The sequence below is a fragment of the Streptomyces sp. NPDC059851 genome (assembly GCF_042732005.1).
Taxonomy (GTDB): domain Bacteria; phylum Actinomycetota; class Actinomycetes; order Streptomycetales; family Streptomycetaceae; genus Streptomyces.
Window position 1 is genome coordinate 37,730 of record NZ_JBHWJJ010000027.1, and the last position, 19,870, is coordinate 57,599.

The window sequence follows — 19,870 nt, forward strand, 5'->3', positions numbered from 1 at the left end:
GCAGGGGGGCAGGGGCATGGACACCGACGGCACGCCGCACGGCACCGGCGAGGGGCGGTCGCCGCACGGCGGACACGTTCCGCCGCACACCGCGAGCGTTCCGCCGCCCGCCGGACAGGTACCGCGGCCCGCCGGCCCGCCGGCCCCCGCAGCGACGCCTGCCACCGCAGCGACGCCGGCCCCGTCCGCGGCTGCCCCTGCCCCGTCCGCGGTTCCTGCCCCGTCCGCGGCTGCCCCTGCGCCGTCCGCGGCCCCCGCGGCGCCGCCGGCACCGCGGCCCGCGGCCCCCGTACCGCCGTCCGCACCCCCCGGGCCGCCGCCCAAGCCCGCCCACGCCCCCGGCGCCGGCCCGTCCCTCGCCGACTGGCTGCGCACCCCCCGCGTCTCCGACGGGCCGGGCGTGTGGGCGTACGGGCACGTGCCCCGCGCCGCCGAGGAGCCGGAGCGGACCCCGACCCGCCAGCTCGTCAGCGGGGCCCTGATCGCCCTGCTCGCCGGGCTGCTGCTGTGGTCCCTGCTCTGGAACGGCTACCTGGGCGGCTTCTGGCTCTGGCCGCTCTACATGTTCACGCCCGACTCCTGGGCCGGGACGATGCCCGCCGTCGTCGCCGCGTACACCTGGTACACCGTCGTCGGCCTCACCCTCGCCGTCGGCTTCGGCCGCCTCGGCCGCTGGCCCGAGCTGGCCCGCCGCGTCCTCGGCAGCCGCGCCCTCAGGGCCGCGCAGGCCGTGCACGCCGCCCCCGAACGCCCCGAAGCCGGCGGCCCCGACGACCCCGCCGGCTGGCCCCAGCTGCGGCGGGCCGGGCTCGCCGACCTCGCCGAGCGGCTCGGCGAGGAGGCCGCCTCCGGCCGGATGAACGACGTGGACTGCACCCGGATCCGGCGCGCCTGGGAATCCGTACGGGCCGACCCCTCGCGCGCGGTGGCCTTCGCCGGGGCCGTGCGGGACGAGGGCGCCGCCGCCTGCCTGCACCCCTCCGGCGCCCGCGACCTGCCCGTCCGAGCCGCCCGGCACGACCTGCTGGCCCGGCAGGTGCTGCTCGGCACCGTCGACCCCGGTGACCGCAACCCGTACGCCCGCCGCGGCACCCGCCTCGCCCTCGACCCCTCCGTGCTCGGCACCTCGCTGCTCGCCGTCGGCCCCTCCGGCGCGGGCAAGACCGACCGGCTCGTGCGGCCCGTCGTCGAATCGCTCGCCCTCCAGGCGCTCGCCGGGCAGGCCGCCGTCATCGCGGTCGCCTCGGCCGGCACCCGGCTCGGCCCCGACGACGGCTTCGACGTCGTGGTCCGCGTCGGCGACCCCGATTCCGTCTACGACCTCGACCTCTACGGCGGCACCACCGACCCCGACGAGGCGGCCACCCTGCTCGCCGAGGCCTTCGTCGGTGACGTCCCCGGCCTGGAGGTGCGCCGCGCCGCGACCGCCCTCGCCCAGCTCCTCGGCCCCTTCCGGGCCGCGTACGGCCGCTTCCCCGCCGTGCCGGAACTGCGCGAGCTCCTCGACCTGGTGCCCGCCCCCCTCGACGCGCTGCGCGCCGACCTCGCCGCAGCCGGGCAGCACGTCATGCTCCGCGAACTCGACGCCCGCGACCGGCAGCACGGCTCCCACGGCGACCCCGGACCGGCCCTCGCCGACCGGGTGGCCCTGCTGGACCGGCCCGCGTTCGCCGGCTTCTTCGACACCACCGGCCACGGGCGCCCCTTCTCCCTGCGCACCCTGGAACACCCGCTCCGGGTCCGCATCGACCTGCCCGAGCGCGGGCACGCCGACGCCTCCCGCATCCTGGCCCGGCTGCTCCTCGCGCAGTTCAACGCCTCCGCCGCCGCCCGCACCGACCGGTCCCTGTTCGCCTTCCTCGCCTTCGACGACGCCTCGCACACCCTCACCCCGCAGACCGTCCGCGGCCTCCAGCGGCTGCGCTCGGCCAACGCGGGCGTCCTGCTCACCCTGCGCACCCTGGACGACGTGCCCGAGGAGCTGCGCACCCCGCTGCTCGGTGCGGTCGGTTGCCGGATGGCCTTCTCCGGCGTCACCACCTGGGACGGCAAGCGCTTCGCGGAGGCCTGGGGCACCGAGTGGGTGGAGACCCGCGACGTCACCCACCGCACCGTCTTCGCCGACCAGCCCTTGACCCGGGCCGTGCACGCCTTCCGCAAGCTCGTCACCGGCAAGGCGGTCACCACGGACGCGGTGACCGTACGGCAGGTGGAGCGCGAGCGCTGGTCCGCCTCCGACCTGGCGCACGCCGTACCGCCGGGGCACGCGGTGCTCTCGCTGACCTCCGTGCGCGGGGAGCGGGCGGCCCCGCTGCTGGTCCGGCTGGCCGGGACCGGCTGAGCGGAACCGTACGGGCTGGCAGAATCGAGGAGAGCCGTTCGTACGACACGGCGAAATCACCTGCTGTCCTCGCCGTCCTCGCTCCCGTTAAGGCCCCTGGTACCCGATGCCGCTCACCCTCGCCTCACTCGTCCAGCACTCGGCGCTCAAGCTCAGCGTCCGGGCGGGGGAGGGCCGCCTGGACACCCCGGTGCGCTGGGCCCACGTCAGCGAGCTCGCCGACCCCGTCCCCTACATGGAGGGCGGGGAACTCCTCCTGATCACCGCGATGAAGCTGGACGCCGAGGACCCGCAGGAGATGCGCCGCTACGTCCGCCGCCTCGCCGCGGCCGGCGTCGTCGGCATCGGCTTCGCCGTCGGCGTGAACTACGAGGAGATCCCGCAGGCACTCGTCGACGCCGCCCGCGCCGAGGACCTCCCGCTGCTGGAGGTGCCGCGCCGGACGCCGTTCCTCGCCATCAGCAAGGCCGTCTCCGCCGCCCTCGCGGCCGACCAGTACCGGGCCGTCACCGCCGGCTTCGAGGCACAGCGCGACCTGACCCGGGCCGCCCTCGCCTCCGACGGGCCGGCCGAGCTGCTGTCCCGGCTGGCCGCGCACGTGCACGGCTGGGCCGCCCTCTACGACACCGCCGGCGTGGTGGTCGCAGCCGCCCCGGACTGGGCTGCGCGCCGGGCCGCCCGGCTCACCCCGGACGTGGAGCGGCTGCGCGAGCGCCCGGCACCGGCCAGCGCCGTCGTCGGCGGCGCCGAGGACCGCGTCGAGCTCCAGTCGCTGGGCACGGGCCGGCGGGCCCGCGGAGCCCTGGCGGTGGGTACCGGCGCGCCCCTGGGCACCGCCGAGCGGTACGCCGTCCACTCCGCGGTGGCTCTGCTCACCCTCACCACCGAGCGGTCGCGGTCGCTGCACGACGCCGAGTCCCGGTTGGGGGCGGCGGTGCTGCGGATGCTGCTGGCCGGGGAGGCCGAGCACGCGCGGACCGTGGCCGAGGACCTGTACGGGGGGCTGCTGGAGGCGCCGTTCCGGCTGATCGTGGCCGAGCCGGCACTGCCGGGTACCGCGCAGCCCCAGGGGCTGGCGCTGCTGGCCGACACCATGGAATCGGCTGCCGCCCGTACCGGGGAGGCACTGCTGGTCGTGCCCGAGCCGGAACGACTGCTGGTGCTGGCCGCCGACGGCGGCGCGGCGGTCCAGGCCTGCGCCGACCACGCCGAGGCCCTCGAATCGCGGCGCGGCCGCGAGGCCACCGGCCCCGAACCCGACGAGCTGGTGGTCGGGATGTCCGGCCCCGCCGACCCGTCGGGCGTGGCCGCCGCGCACAAGCAGGCCGACCAGGCCCTGGCCGTGGCCCGGCGGCGGGGCCGTCCGATGGTGGAGCACGAGGACCTCGCGGCCGGCTCGGTGCTGCCGCTGCTCGCGGACGAGGCCGTACGCGCCTTCGCGGAGGGCACCCTGCGGGCGCTGCGCGAGCACGACGAGAAGGGTCGCGGCGACCTGGTCGCCTCGCTGCACGCCTGGCTCTCGCGGCACGGCCAGTGGGACGCGGCGGCGGCCGACCTCGGCGTGCACCGGCACACCCTGCGCTACCGGATGCGGAGGGTCGAGGAGATCCTCGGCCGGTCCCTGGACGACCCGGACGTCCGCATGGAGCTGTGGCTCGCCCTCAAGACGGGCTCCGCCGCCCCTTGAGCGGTCCGACCGCCCGCCGGGAGCGGGCGGCACGCGGCCCCCGTCCCGGAAAACCGACAAAGCGGCGTGGCCCGGCCCTCACGTACTCCACGGCGGACAAGCCGCGAACCGGGCCCGGAGTCCTACGGTGGTGTCGACAAGGACCCGCACACACTACGAAGGGCCGGGATTCGCATGACCTCCACCCACGCCTTCTGGCTCGCCGGCCGCCTGGCCACCGGCGAGGACAGCTTCGACGTCCACAACCCGTGGGACGGCCGTCTCGTCGGTACCGTCAGCGTGCCGACCGACGCCCAGGTCGAAGAGGCAGTGGCCGCGGCGTACGCCGTGACGGCGGAGTTCTCCGCGACCCCCGCCCACGTCCGGGCCGCCGCCCTGGACCACGTGTCCAAGCGGCTCGTGGAGCGCACCGAGGAGATCGCCCAGCTGATCTCCGCCGAGAACGGCAAGCCCATCAAGTGGGCCCGCGGCGAGGTCGGCCGTGCGGTGTCCGTGTTCCGCTTCGCCGCCGAGGAGGCCCGCCGCTTCAACGGTGGAGAGGCCCAGCGCCTGGACACCGACGCCGGCGGTGTCGGCCGTCTCGCCCTGACCCGCCGCTTCGTCAAGGGCCCGGTCCTCGGCATCGCGCCGTTCAACTTCCCGCTGAACCTGTGCGCGCACAAGGTCGCCCCGGCCATCGCCGTTGGCGCGCCGATCATCCTCAAGCCGGCCCCGGCCACCCCGCTCTCCGGCCTGATCCTCGGCGAGCTGCTCGCCGAGACCGACCTCCCGGCCGGCTCCTGGTCGGTCCTCCCGGTCGCCAACGAGAAGATGCCGGCCCTGGTCCAGGACGACCGCCTGCCCGTCATCTCCTTCACCGGCTCCGACAAGGTCGGCTACGCCATCCAGCAGTCGGTGCCGCACAAGCACTGCACCCTGGAGCTCGGCGGCAACGCGGCCGCCGTCGTCCTGGACGACTGGTCCTCCGAGGCCGACCTCGACTGGGCCGCGACCCGCATCGCGACCTTCTCCAACTACCAGGCCGGCCAGTCCTGCATCTCCGTGCAGCGCGTGATCGCCGTCGACTCCGTCTACGACCGCCTCGTCGAGAAGGTCGTCGCCAAGGTCCGGGCCCAGGTCACCGGCGACCCGTCCGACGACGCCACCGACGTCGGCCCGCTCGTCTCCGAGGACGCCGCCAAGCGCGTCGAGTCCTGGGTCGACGAGGCCGTCTCCGCCGGCGCCAAGCTGCTCACCGGCGGCAAGCGCGAGGGAGCCTCGTACGAGCCGACCGTCCTCGCGGACCTGCCCGAGGGCGTCACCCTCGCCTGCGAGGAGGTCTTCGGCCCGGTCCTCACGCTGCACAAGGTGGAGGACACGGACGGGGCCTTCGCCAAGGTCAACGACTCCAAGTTCGGCCTGCAGACCGGCGTCTTCACCCACGACGTCCAGACCGCCTTCCGCGCCCACCGCGAGCTGGAGGTCGGCGGCGTGATCATCGGCGACGCCCCGTCCTACCGCGCCGACCAGATGCCCTACGGCGGCGTCAAGCAGTCGGGTGTCGGGCGCGAGGGCGTCCGCTACGCGATGGACGACTACACGTACGAGCGGGTCCTGGTCCTGACCGGCCTGAACATCTGATTCCGTACGTCCACCGACCGACGGCCGGAGCCCACTGTGCGGGGGCTCCGGCCGTTGTTCTGCATGCCCGGCCATGAGCTGCGGGAAGCGTCCGGGACGGGAGCCGGAGCGCTGGGGCGTGCGCGCCGGTGAGCCAGGCCGTTTTCCCCCACCCGGCCCACAGGGGCTTTTCCGAGCGGGCGAAACGGGTACGACTCCCAGGTAGCACCCGCTGGTAATCGACAGAAGAGTCCCCCAATCGGCGGCGAGGTGAGCCCCCTCATGTCGGCAACACAGCCCGCACAGCCCAAGGTGACCGAGCGCGACGCACGACAAGTCGCGGAGGCAGCTAGGGAACAGGACTGGCACAAACCCAGCTTCGCCAAGGAACTCTTCCTCGGCAGGTTCCGCCTCGACCTGATCCATCCGCACCCGCAGCCCGCCGACGAGGACGTCCGGCGCGGCGAGGCCTTCCTGGCCCGGCTCCGGGCGTTCTGCGAGACCGCCATCGACGGCCCCCGCATCGAGCGGGAGGCGCGGATCCCCGACGAGACCGTGCGCGGGCTCAAGGAGCTCGGCGCCCTCGGCATGAAGATCGACCCCAAGTACGGGGGCCTCGGCCTGACGCAGGTGTACTACAACAAGGCGCTGGCCCTGGTCGGCTCGGTCAGCCCCGCCATCGGGGCCCTGCTCTCCGCCCACCAGTCGATCGGCGTCCCGCAGCCGCTGAAGATGTTCGGCACCCAGGAGCAGAAGGAAACCTTCCTGCCGCGCTGCGCCACCACCGCCATCAGCGCCTTCCTGCTCACCGAACCGGACGTCGGCTCCGACCCGGCCCGGCTGGCCACCACCGCCGTCCCCGACGGCGACGACGCGTACGTCCTCGACGGCGTGAAGCTGTGGACCACCAACGGTGTCGTCGCGGACCTGCTCGTGGTCATGGCCCGGGTACCCGCCTCGGAGAACCACCGCGGCGGAATCACCGCCTTCGTCGTCGAGGCCGACTCGCCCGGCATCACCGTCGAGCACCGCAACGCCTTCATGGGCCTGCGCGGCCTGGAGAACGGCGTCACCCGCTTCCACCGGGTCCGGGTCCCCGCCTCGCAGCGCATCGGCGCCGAGGGAGCCGGCCTGAAGATCGCGCTGACCACCCTCAACACGGGCCGGCTGTCCCTGCCCGCCATGTGCGTCGGCGCCGGCAAGTGGTGCCTGAAGATCGCCCGAGAGTGGGCCGGGGTCCGCGAGCAGTGGGGCCGCCCGGTCGCCCGCCACGAGGCCGTCGGCGCCAAGATCTCCTTCATCGCCGCCACCACCTTCGCGCTGGAGGCCGTAGTCGACCTCGCCTCCCAGATGGCCGACGAGGACCGCAACGACATCCGCATCGAGGCCGCCCTCGCCAAACTCTACGGCTCCGAGATGGCCTGGCTCATGGCCGACGAGCTGGTCCAGATCCGCGGCGGACGCGGCTTCGAGACGGCCGAGTCGCTCGCCGCCCGCGGCGAGCGCGCCGTCCCCGCCGAGCAGCTGCTGCGCGACCTGCGCATCAACCGGATCTTCGAGGGTTCCACCGAGATCATGCACCTGCTGATCGCCCGCGAGGCCGTCGACGCCCACCTGTCGGTCGCCGGCGACCTCATCGACCCCGACAAGGACCTCGGCGACAAGGCCAAGGCGGGCGCCCGTGCCGCCGGGTTCTACGCCCGCTGGCTGCCCAAGCTCGCCACCGGCGCCGGCCAGGTCCCCGGTAGCTACCGCGAGTTCCACCCTCCAGGCCATCCCGACCTCTCCGCCCATCTGCGCCATGTGGAGCGCAGCGCCCGCAAGCTCGCGCGGTCGACCTTCTACGCCATGTCCCGCTGGCAGGGCCGCATGGAGACCAAGCAGGGCTTCCTCGGCCGGATCGTCGACATCGGGGCCGAGCTCTTCGCGATGAGCGCGGCCTGCGTCCGCGCCGAGCACCTGCGCACCACCGGCGACCACGGCCGCGAGGCCTACCAGCTGGCCGACGCCTTCTGCCGGCAGTCCCGCATCCGGGTGGAGGAGCTCTTCGGGCGGCTCTGGAACAACACCGACGACCTCGACCGCAAGGTCGTCGCCTCGGTCCTCGGCGGCAGCTACACCTGGCTGGAGGAGGGCGTCCTCGACCCCTCCGGCGAGGGCCTGTGGATCGCCGACGCCGCCCCCGGCCCTTCGACCAGGGAAAATGTCCACCGCCCCTTCCGCTGACCTGCGATCATCGCCGGGCGCCGGTTGAGGCGTAGGGGCCGGCGACAGGGAATCGGATGCACGCACACACGGACAGGGAAAGCCGGAGGCTCGCCTGGTGCGTGGCGCTCCTACTGCGCCACGCACCGGACGCCGTCGTCGCCGACGTCCTCGGGCGGCTCGACGCCCCCACCCGCCGCTACCTGTGCCGCGACGAGTACCTCCCGGCCCCCGTCGTCACCCTGCTCCTGCGGGACGGCACCCCCGAGGACCGCGCCACCGTCGCCCGCAATCCGCACGTCCTCGGCCGCCCGCTGCCGGGCCTGCCCGGCCCCGCCCGGTACGCCGCCCGCCCCGGCCCCTCGCCCGCACTGCTGGCCACCGTCGGCGCCCAGCTGGGGCGGGCCCCGGAGCCCCCGCTGACCAGCGCCGAGGTGGTCGCCCTGCTGCGCCTGCACGGTCGCCGCCGTCCACGGGTCCCGCTCAGCATCCTGACCCTGGACCACGAGCTCGACCCCGCCCTGCTGCTGCGCGAGCACGCCCGCTCCCCGCTGCCGCCCGGCTCCACCGAGGCGCTGATCCTGGTCGGCGGCCTCGACCGGCAGACCTGCCTCGCCCTCCTCGACACCCGCGCGCAGGAGGCGTACGGGCCGGACTGGCACCGGCCGGCGGTCCGCGCCGTCCGCACCGGCATCCTGACCTTCGACGAGCTCGCGGCGGCCGTGGCACCGGCCCCCCGCACGCTGCTGCTCGGGCAGCTGCACGCCACCGCCAACCTGGGCTGGAACCTCGACGAACGCGCCGGCATGCGCGCCGCCCTGACCCGGGTGCTGCGCCCCGTGTTGGGCGACGACCCGCGACTGTGGGCCGAACTCGTCCGCCACGCACCCGGATTCCGGGGCACCCTGCCCGAGTTGGCGGCCGCGGTGGCCGCCGGGGCCGCGCCCCGGCCGAGCCCGGAGGGCGCGAGGGACACCCTCGGCCAGGCCGTCAAGGACCTCGGACGCCGCTCCCCGCAACCGGTCGTCGCCGGCGTCGACCGCGAGCTGGCCCTGGCCAGCCTCCGGGTCCCGAACGCCATGGGCGACGTGCGGGAGGACATCCGCTGGGTCCGCGGCTGTCTGGACCGCGGCCTGCTCACCGGAACCGACGTCATCCGGCACAAGGCGCCCGCGGCCTGGGCGCTGGACGAGGACCACTGGCTGGGCGACACCGACCACCCGGACCGGTACGACCGGCCCGGGGCCGTCCTCGCCGCCCGCGCCGAGGCCGACCGGCTGTGCGACGCCGCCCTCGGCACGGACCCCGACGCCTGGTGGGCCGCCGCCCGTGCCCTGCCCGACCACGTCGGGACCCTGCCCGAGCTGCTCGCCGACGTACTGCGCGGGGAGCCGGGTGGGGGCGGGTCCGAGCGCTCCTGAGTTGCCGCGACAATGGGGGGATGAGCGACAGTCCAGCCCCCCTCGCCGACCCGCACCTCCTCTTCGACGCCGCGGCCGGCCGCCGGGACATCGTCGTCCTCGGCTCCACCGGGTCCATCGGCACCCAGGCCATCGACCTGGCCCTGCGCAACCCGGACCGGTTCCGGGTGACGGCGCTGTCCGCCGCGGGCGGGCGCCCCGGGCTGCTGGCCGAGCAGGCCCGGCAGCTGCGGGTGGGCGCCGTGGCCGTGGCCCGTGAGGACGCCGTACCGGCCCTGAAAGAGGCGCTGAGCGCCGCCTACGGACCTTCCGAGCCGCTGCCCGAGATCCTGGCCGGGCCGGACGCCGCGACCGAGGTCGCCGCCTCCGCGTGCCACACCGTCCTCAACGGCATCACCGGCTCCATCGGCCTGGCACCCACCCTCGCCGCGCTCCGGGCGGGCCGGACGCTGGCGCTGGCCAACAAGGAGTCGCTGATCGTCGGCGGCCCGCTGGTCAAGGAGCTCGCGCAGCCGGGCCAGATCATCCCGGTCGACTCCGAGCACGCCGCCCTCTTCCAGGCCCTCGCCGCCGGCACCCGCGCGGACGTCCGCAAGCTCGTCGTCACCGCCTCCGGCGGCCCGTTCCGCGGCCGAACCCGCGCCGAGCTGGCGGCCGTCACCGTCGAGGACGCGCTCGCGCACCCCACCTGGGCGATGGGCCCGGTCATCACCGTCAACTCGGCGACCCTGGTCAACAAGGGGCTGGAGGTCATCGAGGCGCACCTGCTCTACGACATCCCGTTCGACCGCATCGAGGTCGTCGTCCACCCCCAGTCCTACGTCCACTCGATGGTGGAGTTCTCCGACGGCTCCACCCTTGCCCAGGCCACCCCGCCGGACATGCGCGGGCCCATCGCGATCGGCCTCGGCTGGCCGCAGCGGGTCCCGGACGCTGCCCCCGCCTTCGACTGGACCAAGGCGTCGACCTGGGAGTTCTTCCCGCTCGACACGGAGGCCTTCCCGGCCGTGGACCTGGCCCGGCACGTGGGCACGCTCGGCTCCACCGCCCCCGCCGTCTTCAATGCGGCGAACGAGGAGTGCGTGGACGCCTTCCTGGCCGGTCGGCTGCCGTTCACAGCAATCATGGATACGGTCTCTGCCGTGGTCGATGAGCACGGGACGCCGGACACGGGAACTTCCCTCACCGTGGAGGACGTCCTCGAAGCGGAGACCTGGGCCAGGGCCCGGGCACGGGAGATGGCGGCGCAGGCCGCCCTGGAGGCGCGCGCATGACAGCACTCATGACGGTGCTCGGCATACTCATCTTCGTATGCGGGCTGCTCGTCTCCATCGCCTGGCACGAGCTCGGCCACCTCTCCACGGCCAAGCTCTTCGGCATCCGGGTGCCCCAGTACATGGTCGGCTTCGGCCCGACCATCTGGTCGCGGCACAAGGGCGAGACGGAGTACGGGATCAAGGCCATCCCGATGGGCGGCTACATCCGCATGATCGGGATGTTCCCGCCCGGTGACGACGGCAAGGTCACCGCCCGGTCGACCTCCCCGTTCCGCTCGATGATCGAGGACGCCCGCTCGGCGGCGTACGAGGAGCTCCAGCCGGGCGACGAGACGCGCCTGTTCTACACGCGCAAGCCGTGGAAGCGCGTCATCGTGATGTTCGCCGGCCCGTTCATGAACCTGGTGCTGGCGCTCGCGGTCTTCTTCGGCGTCTGGATGACCTTCGGCGTCAACCAGACCACCACGAAGGTCGCCAGCGTCTCGCCGTGCGTCATCCAGCAGAGCGAGAAGCGGGAGGTCTGCAAGGACGGCGACCCCGTCGCCCCGGCCAAGGCCGCCGGCCTGCGCGCGGACGACCGGATCGTCGCCTTCAACGGCCGCGCCGTCGAAGACTGGTCCACCCTCCAGAAGCGCATCCGCGACACCGTCGGCCCCGCCACCGTCACCGTCGAGCGGGACGGGCAGCGCCTGACCCTGCCCGTGACGCTCATCGAGAACCGGGTCGCCAAGACCGACGGCCACGGCGGCTACGTCAAGGGCCAGTACGTCACGGCCGGCTGGCTCGGCTTCAGCCCGAAGACCGAGACCACCGCGCTGACCTTCGCCCAGTCCGTCAGCCACATGGGCGAGGAGGTCGACCGGAGCCTCGAAGGGCTGCTCCAGCTGCCCGCCAAGGTCCCCGGGCTGTGGAACGCCGCCTTCGACGGCGCCGAACGCGAACCCGACTCTCCGATGGGCATCGTCGGCGCCGCCCGGATCAGCGGGGAGATCGCCACCCTGGACATCCCGGCCACGGACCGGCTGGTGTTCTTCCTCCAGCTCGTCGGCTACTTCAACCTCTCCCTGTTCCTGTTCAACATGCTCCCACTGCTGCCGCTGGACGGCGGCCACATCGCGGGCGCCCTGTGGGAGTCGGTGCGGCGCACGGTGGCCAAGGTGTTCCGCCGGCCCGACCCCGGCCCGTTCGACGTGGCGAAGCTGATGCCCGCCGCGTACGTGGTGGCCGGCGTGTTCGTCTGCTTCACGTTGCTCGTCCTCGTGGCCGACGTGGTGAACCCGATCAAGATCACCTGATTCGACCGCATGCGCGCCCCAGGGGCTCGGGCCGGGCACGTACCGTGCCCGGCCCACTGCGTACGGGTGTCCGGGCCCCCTCGGATGCAAGGGCCGCGCCGTCGTTGGCGTAACCTCGAAGCCGGAGCCCGCCGATCTCGGGACCTCGATCCACACCTTGGGGTTGCACAGCAGATGACTGCCATCTCTCTCGGAATGCCGTCCGTGCCGACGAAGCTTGCCGACCGCAGGGTCAGCCGCAAGATCCAGGTCGGCTCGGTGGCCGTCGGTGGCGACGCACCCGTGTCGGTGCAGTCCATGACCACCACCCGCACGTCCGACATCGGCGCGACGCTCCAGCAGATCGCGGAGCTCACCGCATCCGGCTGCGAGATCGTCCGCGTGGCCTGCCCGACCCAGGACGACGCCGACGCCCTGGCCGTCATCGCGAAGAAGTCGCAGATCCCCGTGATCGCCGACATCCACTTCCAGCCCAAGTACGTGTTCGCCGCGATCGACGCCGGCTGCGCCGCCGTCCGCGTGAACCCGGGCAACATCAAGCAGTTCGACGACAAGGTCAAGGAGATCGCGAAGGCCGCCGGCGACGCCGGCACCCCGATCCGCATCGGCGTCAACGCAGGCTCCCTCGACCGCCGCCTGCTCCAGAAGTACGGCAAGGCCACCCCCGAGGCGCTGGTCGAGTCCGCGCTGTGGGAGGCCTCCCTCTTCGAGGAGCACGGCTTCCGCGACATCAAGATCTCGGTCAAGCACAACGACCCGGTCGTGATGGTCAACGCCTACCGCCTGCTCGCCGCCCAGTGCGACTACCCGCTGCACCTCGGCGTCACCGAGGCCGGCCCCGCCTTCCAGGGCACCATCAAGTCCGCCGTCGCCTTCGGCGCCCTGCTCTCCGAGGGCATCGGCGACACCATCCGCGTCTCCCTCTCGGCCCCGCCGGTCGAGGAGGTCAAGGTCGGTCGCCAGATCCTGGAGTCGCTGAACCTCAAGCCGCGCCGCCTGGAGATCGTCTCCTGCCCGTCCTGCGGCCGCGCCCAGGTCGACGTCTACAAGCTCGCCGAGGAGGTCACCGCCGGCCTCACCGGCATGGAGGTCCCGCTGCGCGTCGCGGTCATGGGCTGCGTCGTCAACGGCCCCGGCGAGGCCCGCGAGGCCGACCTCGGCGTCGCCTCCGGCAACGGCAAGGGCCAGATCTTCGTCAAGGGCGAGGTCATCAAGACCGTCCCCGAGTCGAAGATCGTGGAGACCCTCATCGAAGAGGCGATGAAGATCGCCGAGCAGATGGAGAAGGACGGCGTCGCCTCCGGCGAGCCCACCGTCGCCATCGGCGTCTGAACCCCCGCGGACACCCGCACCCACCGGCCCCGGCCCCGGCCCCGTTCCCGCAGCTCGCGGGCGGGGCCGCGCCCTTTTCGTGACCCGTGCGACCAGGCATTCCCCCTGCCCGGCGGGTACAGTTCGACAGATCAGCAGCCCTGTAGGTGAGGCCCCAGTGTTGACGCAGACCACCACGCGGGTCCTTGAGCCCAGCGATCTCGACGCCGCGCTCGCCATCCTGGATCGCGAGCCGGTCGAGAACGCCTTCGTCACCTCCCGGGTCCAGGTCGCCGGACTCGACCCCTGGCGGCTCGGGGGCGAGATGTGGGGCTACTACGCGGGCGGCGAGCTGCGCTCCCTGTGCTACGCGGGCGCCAACCTCGTCCCCGTCTGCGCCGGCCCCGACGCCGTGCGGGCCTTCGCCGACCGTGCCCGGCGCACCGGCCGCCGCTGCTCCTCCATCGTCGGCCCCTCCGAGGCCACCGGGCTGCTCTGGCGGCTCCTGGAGCCCAGCTGGGGCCCGGCCCGCGACGTCCGGTCCCACCAGCCGCTCATGGTCACCGAGCAGCCGTCCGCCGCCGTACGTCCCGACCCCCTCGTCCGCCGCATCCGCAAGGACGAGATGGACCTGATCATGCCCGCCTGCGTGGCCATGTTCACCGAGGAGGTCGGCGTCTCGCCGCTGGCCGGCGACGGCGGCCTCCTGTACCAGGCCCGGGTCGCCGAGCTGGTCGGTTCCGGCCGCTCCTTCGCCCGCGTCGAGAACGGCAAGGTCGTCTTCAAGGCGGAGATCGGCGCGGCCACCGCCTCCGCCTGCCAGATCCAGGGCGTGTGGGTGGCCCCCGAATTCCGCGGCCGCGGCCACTCCGAGACCGGCATGGCCGCCGTCGTCGACTTCGCCCTGCGCGACGTCGCACCCGTGGTCAGCCTGTACGTCAACGACTTCAACGCCGCCGCGCGGGCGGCGTACCGGCGCGTCGGCTTCCGCGAGGTCGGCGCGTTCATGAGCGTACTGTTCTAGCCGTTCGGTGCGGCCGCCGGTCCCCGCGCCGCCGCCGCACCCGGCGGACCCGGCCGCGGAACGGCCGCGCCGGGCCCGGACACGGTCGGCGGGAACTCCCCCCGGCATCCGTCCGGGCATACCGGCGGGCCGGGACCGCCGAGTAAGGTCACCGCATGCTGCCTACCCCCGAGGGCGACGTCCCCGCCCGGCCCGCAGGACTGAGCATCGGCCCCCTCGACCTCGCCGCGCGCGTCGACGAGGCCCTGCGCGTGCAGGCCGTGGCCTTCGGGCTCAGCGAGGAGGAGGTCGGCATCCGGCGCTACATCGTCCAGCGCCACATGACCTGCCCCGGGGCCCGGGCCCTCGGCGCGTTCACCGACGACGGGGCCCTCGCCGGATTCGTCTACGGGATGCCGAACGACCGCGCCTACTGGTGGTCCTCGATCGTCGAGCCGTACCTGCGGGCCGAGGGCCACGACGGCTGGCTCGACGACGCCTTCGTCATCACCGAGCTGCACGTCCACCCCGGCTTCCAGGGCCGCGGCGTCGGCCGCACCCTCATCACCCGCATCACCGACTCCGCCGCGGAGCCCCGCTCGATCCTCTCCGCCATCGACGCCGAGAGCCCGGCCCGGCGGCTCTACCACGCCCTCGGCTACACCGACCTCGCCCGCCAGGTGCACTTCCCGAGCGCGAGCCTGCCGTACGCCGTCATGGGCGCCCCGCTGCCGCTGCGCAGGCCCTGAATTGGTTTCGGGACGCCCGCGGTGCCCCGGTAGCCTCCCGACATGGCAAAGCAACCCGTGCAGCGCATGTCCCGCCTCATGGCCAGGACCCTCCGAGAGGACCCGGCCGACGCCGAGACCCTCAGCCACCGCCTCCTCGTCCGCGCCGGATACGTCCGCCGCAGCTCGGCCGGGGTGTGGACCTGGCTGCCGCTCGGCAAGCGGGTCCTGGACAACGTCTCGCGCATCGTCCGGGAGGAGATGGACGCGATCGGCGCCCAGGAGGTGCTGCTCCCGGCACTGCTGCCGAAGGAGCCGTACGAGGTCAGCGGGCGCTGGTCGGAGTACGGCGACCTGCTGTTCCGGCTCAGGGACCGCAAGGGCGCGGAGTACCTGCTCGGACCCACCCACGAGGAGATCTTCACCCTCGTCGTGAAGGACCAGTGCACGTCCTACAAGGACCTGCCGGTGATGCTCTACCAGATCCAGACCAAGTACCGCGACGAGGCCCGGCCCCGCTCCGGCGTGCTGCGCGGCCGCGAGTTCCAGATGAAGGACTCGTACTCCTTCGACGTCAGCGACGAGGGCCTGGCCGAGTCCTACGCCCTCCACCGGGCCGCGTACCAGCGGATCTTCACCCGCCTCGGCCTCGACCACCGGATCGTCTCCGCGGTGTCGGGAGCGATGGGCGGCTCCGCGTCGGAGGAGTTCCTGGCCCCCGCGGCGGCCGGCGAGGACACCTTCGTCGACTGTCCCGCCTGCGACTACGCGGCCAACACGGAGGCGGTCACCTTCGTCCCGGACCCGGCGGCTGCGGAAGCGGGCGCCGGGCACCCCGCCCTGGAGGAGATCCCCACCCCCGACACCCCGACGATCGAGACGCTCGCCGCCCACCTCGGCGTCCCCGCGTCGGCCACGCTGAAGAACCTGCTGGTGAAGGTGGACGGCGAGATCACGGCCGTCGGCGTGCCCGGGGACCGGGAGGTCGACCTCGGCAAGCTGGGCGAGCACCTCGCCCCGGCGGTCGTGGAGTTGGTGACGGCCGAGGACTTCGTCGACCGTCCCGAACTGGTCCGCGGCTACGTGGGCCCGCAGGGCCTCGACAAGGTCCCCTACATCGCCGACCCCCGTGTCGCGCCCGGCACTTCATGGGTGACGGGCGCCAACAAGCCCGACACGCACGCCCGGAACGTGGTCTGCGGCCGCGACTTCGAGGTGGACCGCTACCTCGACGTGGTCGTCGTGGAGCCCGGCGACCCCTGCCCGCAGTGCGGGGCCGGACTGCGGCTCGACCGCGCCATCGAGGTCGGCCACATCTTCCAGCTGGGCCGCAAGTACGCGGACGCCTTCGGGCTGGACGTGCTCGGCCGCGAGGGCAAGCCGGTGCGGGTCACGATGGGCAGCTACGGCATCGGCGTCTCACGGGCCGTGGCGGCGCTGGCCGAGCAGACCGCCGACGAACGGGGCCTGGCCTGGCCGGCCGAGGTGGCCCCCGCGGACGTCCACGTCGTGGCGGCGGGCAAGGCCGCCCAGCTGGCGCTCGCCGAAACGGCGGCCTCGGCGCTGGCGGAGTCCGGGCTGCGGGTCCTGCTGGACGACCGGGCGGGCCTCTCGCCCGGCGTGAAGCTCACCGACGCGGAGCTGATCGGCGTGCCGTGGATCCTGGTGGCGGGCCGCAGGTCCGCCGAGTCCGTGGTCGAACTCCAGCACCGCGCCAGCGGTGCCCGGGAGGAACTCCCCCTGGACGAGGCCCTGAACCGCCTCCGCGGAACCAGCTGATCCGTCCGGCCGGCCCGGCCCTCAAGGCCGGCCCTCAGGCCCGGCCCTCAGGCCCGGTCGCGATCGGTGTCGGCCGGGACCAGGGGGCCGGAGCCGCCCTCGACGGCGGTGGACGGCGTTCCGGCGTCCACCGCCGGCGGAGCCGCCGCGGCGTCCACCGGGGGCGGTGCCGGAGCGGCGGACCCGGCCCCGGCGCCGTACTCGACGACGGCCTCGTACCCGGCCCGGGCCTCCGCATCGGCCCCGGCCTGGGCGGGCGCCCCGGCCTGCGCATCGGCCCCGGTCGCCGGCGGTCGGGGTCCCGCGGCCGGGCGGGGCGGGGCCTCGGTGTCGGGCGTGGTCGGGGTCGCGCGCTCCAGGAAGCGCAGCAGCTCCACCGGGAACGGCAGCACCAGCGTGGAGTTCTTCTCCGCGGCCACCGCCACCACCGTCTGCAGCAGCCGCAGCTGGAGCGCCGCCGGCTGGTCCGACATCACCGCAGCCGCCTCGGCCAGCTTCTTCGACGCCTGCAACTCCGCGTCCGCGTTGATCACCCGCGCCCGGCGCTCGCGGTCGGCCTCCGCCTGCCGCGCCATCGACCGCTTCATCGTCTCCGGCAGCGAGACGTCCTTGATCTCGACCCGGTCGATCTGCACGCCCCACCCGACGGCAGGGCTGTCGATCATCAGCTCCAGGCCCTGGTTCAGCATTTCCCGGTTCGACAGCAGGTCGTCCAGGTCCGACTTGCCGATGATCGACCGCAGCGAGGTCTGCGCCATCTGCGAGACCGCGAAGCGGTAGTCCTCCACCTCGATGATCGCGCTCGCCGGGTCCACGACCTTGAAGTACACGACCGCGTCGACCCGCACCGTGACGTTGTCCCGGGTGATGCCCTCCTGTGCGGGCACCGGCATCGTCACGATCTGCATGTTCACCTTGTGCAGCCGGTCGACGAGCGGCACCACCATCGTGAACCCCGGGCGCCGGATGCCCTGCCGCAGCCGACCGAAGCGGAGGACCACGCCCCGCTCGTACTGCCTCACGATCCGTGCGGCGGCACCCGCGTACACCACGATCGCCAGACCCGCCGCGACACCCGCTGCAAGCAGTTCCTGGACCATGACGGCCTCCTGCCGGGCATACGTTCTACCTACCGTATGCCCTACAGCCAGGCGGCAAACTCCAGCAGCATCTCCGCATCCCGGCGCCGCCCGGCGGCCAGCGCGCGGTTGCCCGACTCCACCGCCCGGAACAGCGTCCAGCCCCGCAGCCGCTCCCGGTCCACCTCCAGGCCGTCGGCCAGCTTGTTCACCCGGCGGCGGGCGCCCGCAGCACCCGCCGAGGAGGCGACCAGGTCCTCCAGCCGGTCCCGGACCAGCCGGGCCAGGTCGTACGCCCGCTCGCCGATCAGCGGCTCCGGACCCACCGTCAGCCACGGCGCCCGGTCGCCCGCGAGCACCTTGCCCTGCCGGAAGTTCCCGTGCAGCAGCAGCGCCTCGTCGGTCACGGCGGTCAGCTCCGCGCGGACCTCCAGTGCCGCAGACGCCAGCGCGGCGGCCTCCGGCGGAGCCTTGCGCAGCTCCTCGGCCTGCCGCGCGGTGCGCTGCGCGACCGTCTCGAAGGCGTGCCCGGCCGGCGGCTCCACCCACAGCCGGCGCAGCGTGCCGCAGGCCTCCAGCGTGGCCTTCGCCTCCGGCAGGGAACGCAGGGACACCTCGGGGTGCAGCCGCTCCAGCAGCAGCGCCCCGTCCTCGGCGCTCTGCCGGGTGTCGAGGACGCGTACGGCCCCGAACCCGCCCCAGTGCGCCAGCGCGGCCAGCTCCAGGTCGGGCCGGGCCTGCGGGGGAGCGAGCTTCAGCGCGGCAGGGCTGCCGTCGGCGTACCGGACCAGGACGACGAGGCTGCTGCGACCGCCGGGGGCCTGGACCCGCAGCGCCTGTACCGCACGTCGGGCCAGCGCCGCTTCGGTGAGCCGGGGCAACTGCTCCAGCCAGTCCGCGTTCCCGGCCGGATCCGGCGTCTCGCCGAGCGCCCGTACGAGCCGCTGCGGCGGTTCGAAAGCCATGCGTGCGTGATCCCTTTCAGCTCGACCGGGCCCGTGCGCGTGATCAGCGCCTTTCCGTGAGCCCAGGGAAGGCTACGCCGACTCCGCGCCAGCGTGCCGCGCGCACGGCCGCAGCGCTCAGCGCATCGGCCGCCTCCCGGCGCAGCCGGCCGTCCGCGGCCCGCACCAGATCGGAGTACGCGCCCGCCACCCGGTCCTCGATCTCGGCGGCCAGCCGTTCGGTGTCGGCCGGGGTGCGCACCTCGTAGGGGAGCGCGTACGCCGGTTCCGCGGCCCGGGGCGCACCGCCGAGCTCGCGCACGGCACGCGCCAGCGCGTCCCGGCGCGCGACATGGGCGCCGTGCGCGTCGCGGGCCTCGGTCGCGCGGGCGGAGGCGGCCCGGGCGCCGATCACCCCGTAGCCGTAGACGGCCGCGTGCTCGGCGGCGAGGGCGGACTGCGCGGCCTCCAGGGCCCGGTTGGCGGGGGAGGGCTGGGGTGAGGGCTTCACGCAGTGGCTCCGGGGTTCGAGGTCAGCAGGTGGGCGTGGACGGCGCCGCAGGCGGCCACCGAGGCGAGCAGCCGGGCCAGCTCCCCGGGCGCCCCGCCCAGGGCGACGGTCCGGGCCTCGGCCAGGGTCCGCTCGGCGTCCGCCAGCGCGGCCAGCGCGTCCTCGGCCTTCGGCGGCACCGGCTCGGCGCTCGCGGCGGGCGTGCCGGCCGCCGCCGGGGCGGCGGACCCCTCGGCCGCCCCGGCCCCGGGGGTGACCGGGGCGGAGGGCGTGCCGGGGAAGGCCAGCGCCGCCGCGTGCGCGGCGACCGCCGAGCGCAGCGGGGCCAGCCGCCCGGCGAGGGCCGGATGGGCGGCGGAGGTGGCGTCGTAACGTTCCAGCAGTCGCTCGCTGTCTCGAACGCCCGACTCGCGCATACGCCGTTCGAGTGAAGCGCCGGCGGTGGCGGCGGATCCCGCGGTCCCGCCGGAACAGCCGGTGAGCAGTGCCGCGCCGGCTGCGCCGGCGGCACCGGCGAGCAGGCTCCTTCGCGAAGGCCTCAGGGGCAGGGTCCAGGGCACGGCGACGTCCTCGGGGTGGTGCGGGCAGGGGTGTGATCACGGTACCCGGGGCCGTGTCCGCCCGGCTGACGGCAACACCCTCCGCGACCGGATACCCTTTGACCTGACACGCGACGTACACCACAACAGC

At 74.2% G+C, this 19,870-nt stretch carries 15 protein-coding genes; 11 read left to right on the top strand and 4 right to left on the bottom strand.

The genetic code is table 11. The annotated features are described in order from the left end of the window. Window positions 1-16 precede the first annotated feature (16 nt). The 11 genes from ACFV7Q_RS12555 to ACFV7Q_RS12605 all read left to right on the top strand — a co-directional run bounded on the left by ACFV7Q_RS12555 (window position 17) and on the right by ACFV7Q_RS12605 (window position 16,646). A complete protein-coding gene (locus tag ACFV7Q_RS12555; protein WP_385427360.1) occupies window positions 17-2,341 on the top strand; it encodes an ATP-binding protein in 2,325 nt (774 codons plus the stop codon). Window positions 2,342-2,447: 106 nt separating this feature from the next. Beyond that, window positions 2,448-4,028 (top strand): PucR family transcriptional regulator, encoded by a 1,581-nt coding sequence (locus tag ACFV7Q_RS12560; RefSeq protein WP_385427363.1) that lies wholly within the window; start codon window positions 2,448-2,450, stop codon window positions 4,026-4,028. A gap of 174 nt (window positions 4,029-4,202) precedes the next feature. Continuing rightward, window positions 4,203-5,648, top strand: a complete 1,446-nt coding sequence (locus ACFV7Q_RS12565) for an aldehyde dehydrogenase family protein (RefSeq protein ID WP_385427365.1) — start codon at window positions 4,203-4,205, stop codon at window positions 5,646-5,648. A gap of 261 nt (window positions 5,649-5,909) precedes the next feature. After that, entirely contained in the window at window positions 5,910-7,853 is a 1,944-nt protein-coding gene (locus tag ACFV7Q_RS12570; protein WP_385427368.1) for an acyl-CoA dehydrogenase family protein, read from the top strand. Between the two features lie 56 nt (window positions 7,854-7,909). Next, the gene (locus tag ACFV7Q_RS12575; RefSeq protein ID WP_385427371.1) at window positions 7,910-9,253 is read left to right on the top strand and encodes a hypothetical protein; all 1,344 of its coding nucleotides are present in this window, start codon (window positions 7,910-7,912) and stop codon (window positions 9,251-9,253) included. A 20-nt stretch (window positions 9,254-9,273) separates the two neighbouring features. Next, window positions 9,274-10,527 carry a 1-deoxy-D-xylulose-5-phosphate reductoisomerase gene (gene dxr / locus ACFV7Q_RS12580; protein WP_385427374.1) on the top strand — a complete coding sequence of 418 codons (1,254 nt, stop codon included), beginning with the start codon at window positions 9,274-9,276 and terminating at the stop codon, window positions 10,525-10,527. Beyond that, entirely contained in the window at window positions 10,524-11,825 is a 1,302-nt protein-coding gene (locus tag ACFV7Q_RS12585) for a M50 family metallopeptidase (RefSeq protein ID WP_385427376.1), read from the top strand. Before dxr ends, ACFV7Q_RS12585 begins: the two co-directional genes overlap by 4 nt. Window positions 11,826-11,999: 174 nt before the next feature. Next, entirely contained in the window at window positions 12,000-13,157 is a 1,158-nt protein-coding gene (gene ispG / locus ACFV7Q_RS12590; RefSeq protein WP_385427379.1) for a flavodoxin-dependent (E)-4-hydroxy-3-methylbut-2-enyl-diphosphate synthase, read from the top strand. Between the two features lie 157 nt (window positions 13,158-13,314). After that, window positions 13,315-14,160, top strand: a complete 846-nt coding sequence (locus ACFV7Q_RS12595; protein ID WP_385427382.1) for a GNAT family N-acetyltransferase — start codon at window positions 13,315-13,317, stop codon at window positions 14,158-14,160. Between the two features lie 155 nt (window positions 14,161-14,315). Further along, window positions 14,316-14,888: a GNAT family N-acetyltransferase gene (locus ACFV7Q_RS12600; protein WP_385427384.1), complete on the top strand. Its 573-nt coding sequence runs from the start codon at window positions 14,316-14,318 to the stop codon at window positions 14,886-14,888. A gap of 42 nt (window positions 14,889-14,930) precedes the next feature. Then, window positions 14,931-16,646 carry a proline--tRNA ligase gene (locus tag ACFV7Q_RS12605; protein WP_385427387.1) on the top strand — a complete coding sequence of 572 codons (1,716 nt, stop codon included), beginning with the start codon at window positions 14,931-14,933 and terminating at the stop codon, window positions 16,644-16,646. A 47-nt stretch (window positions 16,647-16,693) separates the two neighbouring features. Here the strand turns inward: ACFV7Q_RS12605 and ACFV7Q_RS12610 are convergent, their stop codons facing one another. From ACFV7Q_RS12610 to ACFV7Q_RS12625, 4 genes are read right to left on the bottom strand one after another with little or no spacing between them, the layout of a single operon-like run. Next, window positions 16,694-17,746 (bottom strand): slipin family protein, encoded by a 1,053-nt coding sequence (locus ACFV7Q_RS12610; protein ID WP_385427390.1) that lies wholly within the window; start codon window positions 17,744-17,746, stop codon window positions 16,694-16,696. A 41-nt stretch (window positions 17,747-17,787) separates the two neighbouring features. Next, window positions 17,788-18,690, bottom strand: coding sequence for an aminoglycoside phosphotransferase family protein (locus ACFV7Q_RS12615; RefSeq protein WP_385427393.1), 903 nt, complete (start codon window positions 18,688-18,690; stop codon window positions 17,788-17,790). A gap of 43 nt (window positions 18,691-18,733) precedes the next feature. After that, on the bottom strand, window positions 18,734-19,180 hold the full coding sequence (locus ACFV7Q_RS12620; RefSeq protein WP_385427396.1) for a ferritin-like domain-containing protein: 447 nt from the start codon (window positions 19,178-19,180) through the stop codon (window positions 18,734-18,736). Next, window positions 19,177-19,596, bottom strand: a complete 420-nt coding sequence (locus ACFV7Q_RS12625; RefSeq protein WP_385427399.1) for a hypothetical protein — start codon at window positions 19,594-19,596, stop codon at window positions 19,177-19,179. The genes ACFV7Q_RS12620 and ACFV7Q_RS12625 overlap by 4 nt, the downstream gene beginning before the upstream one ends. Between the last annotated feature and the right edge of the window lie 274 nt (window positions 19,597-19,870).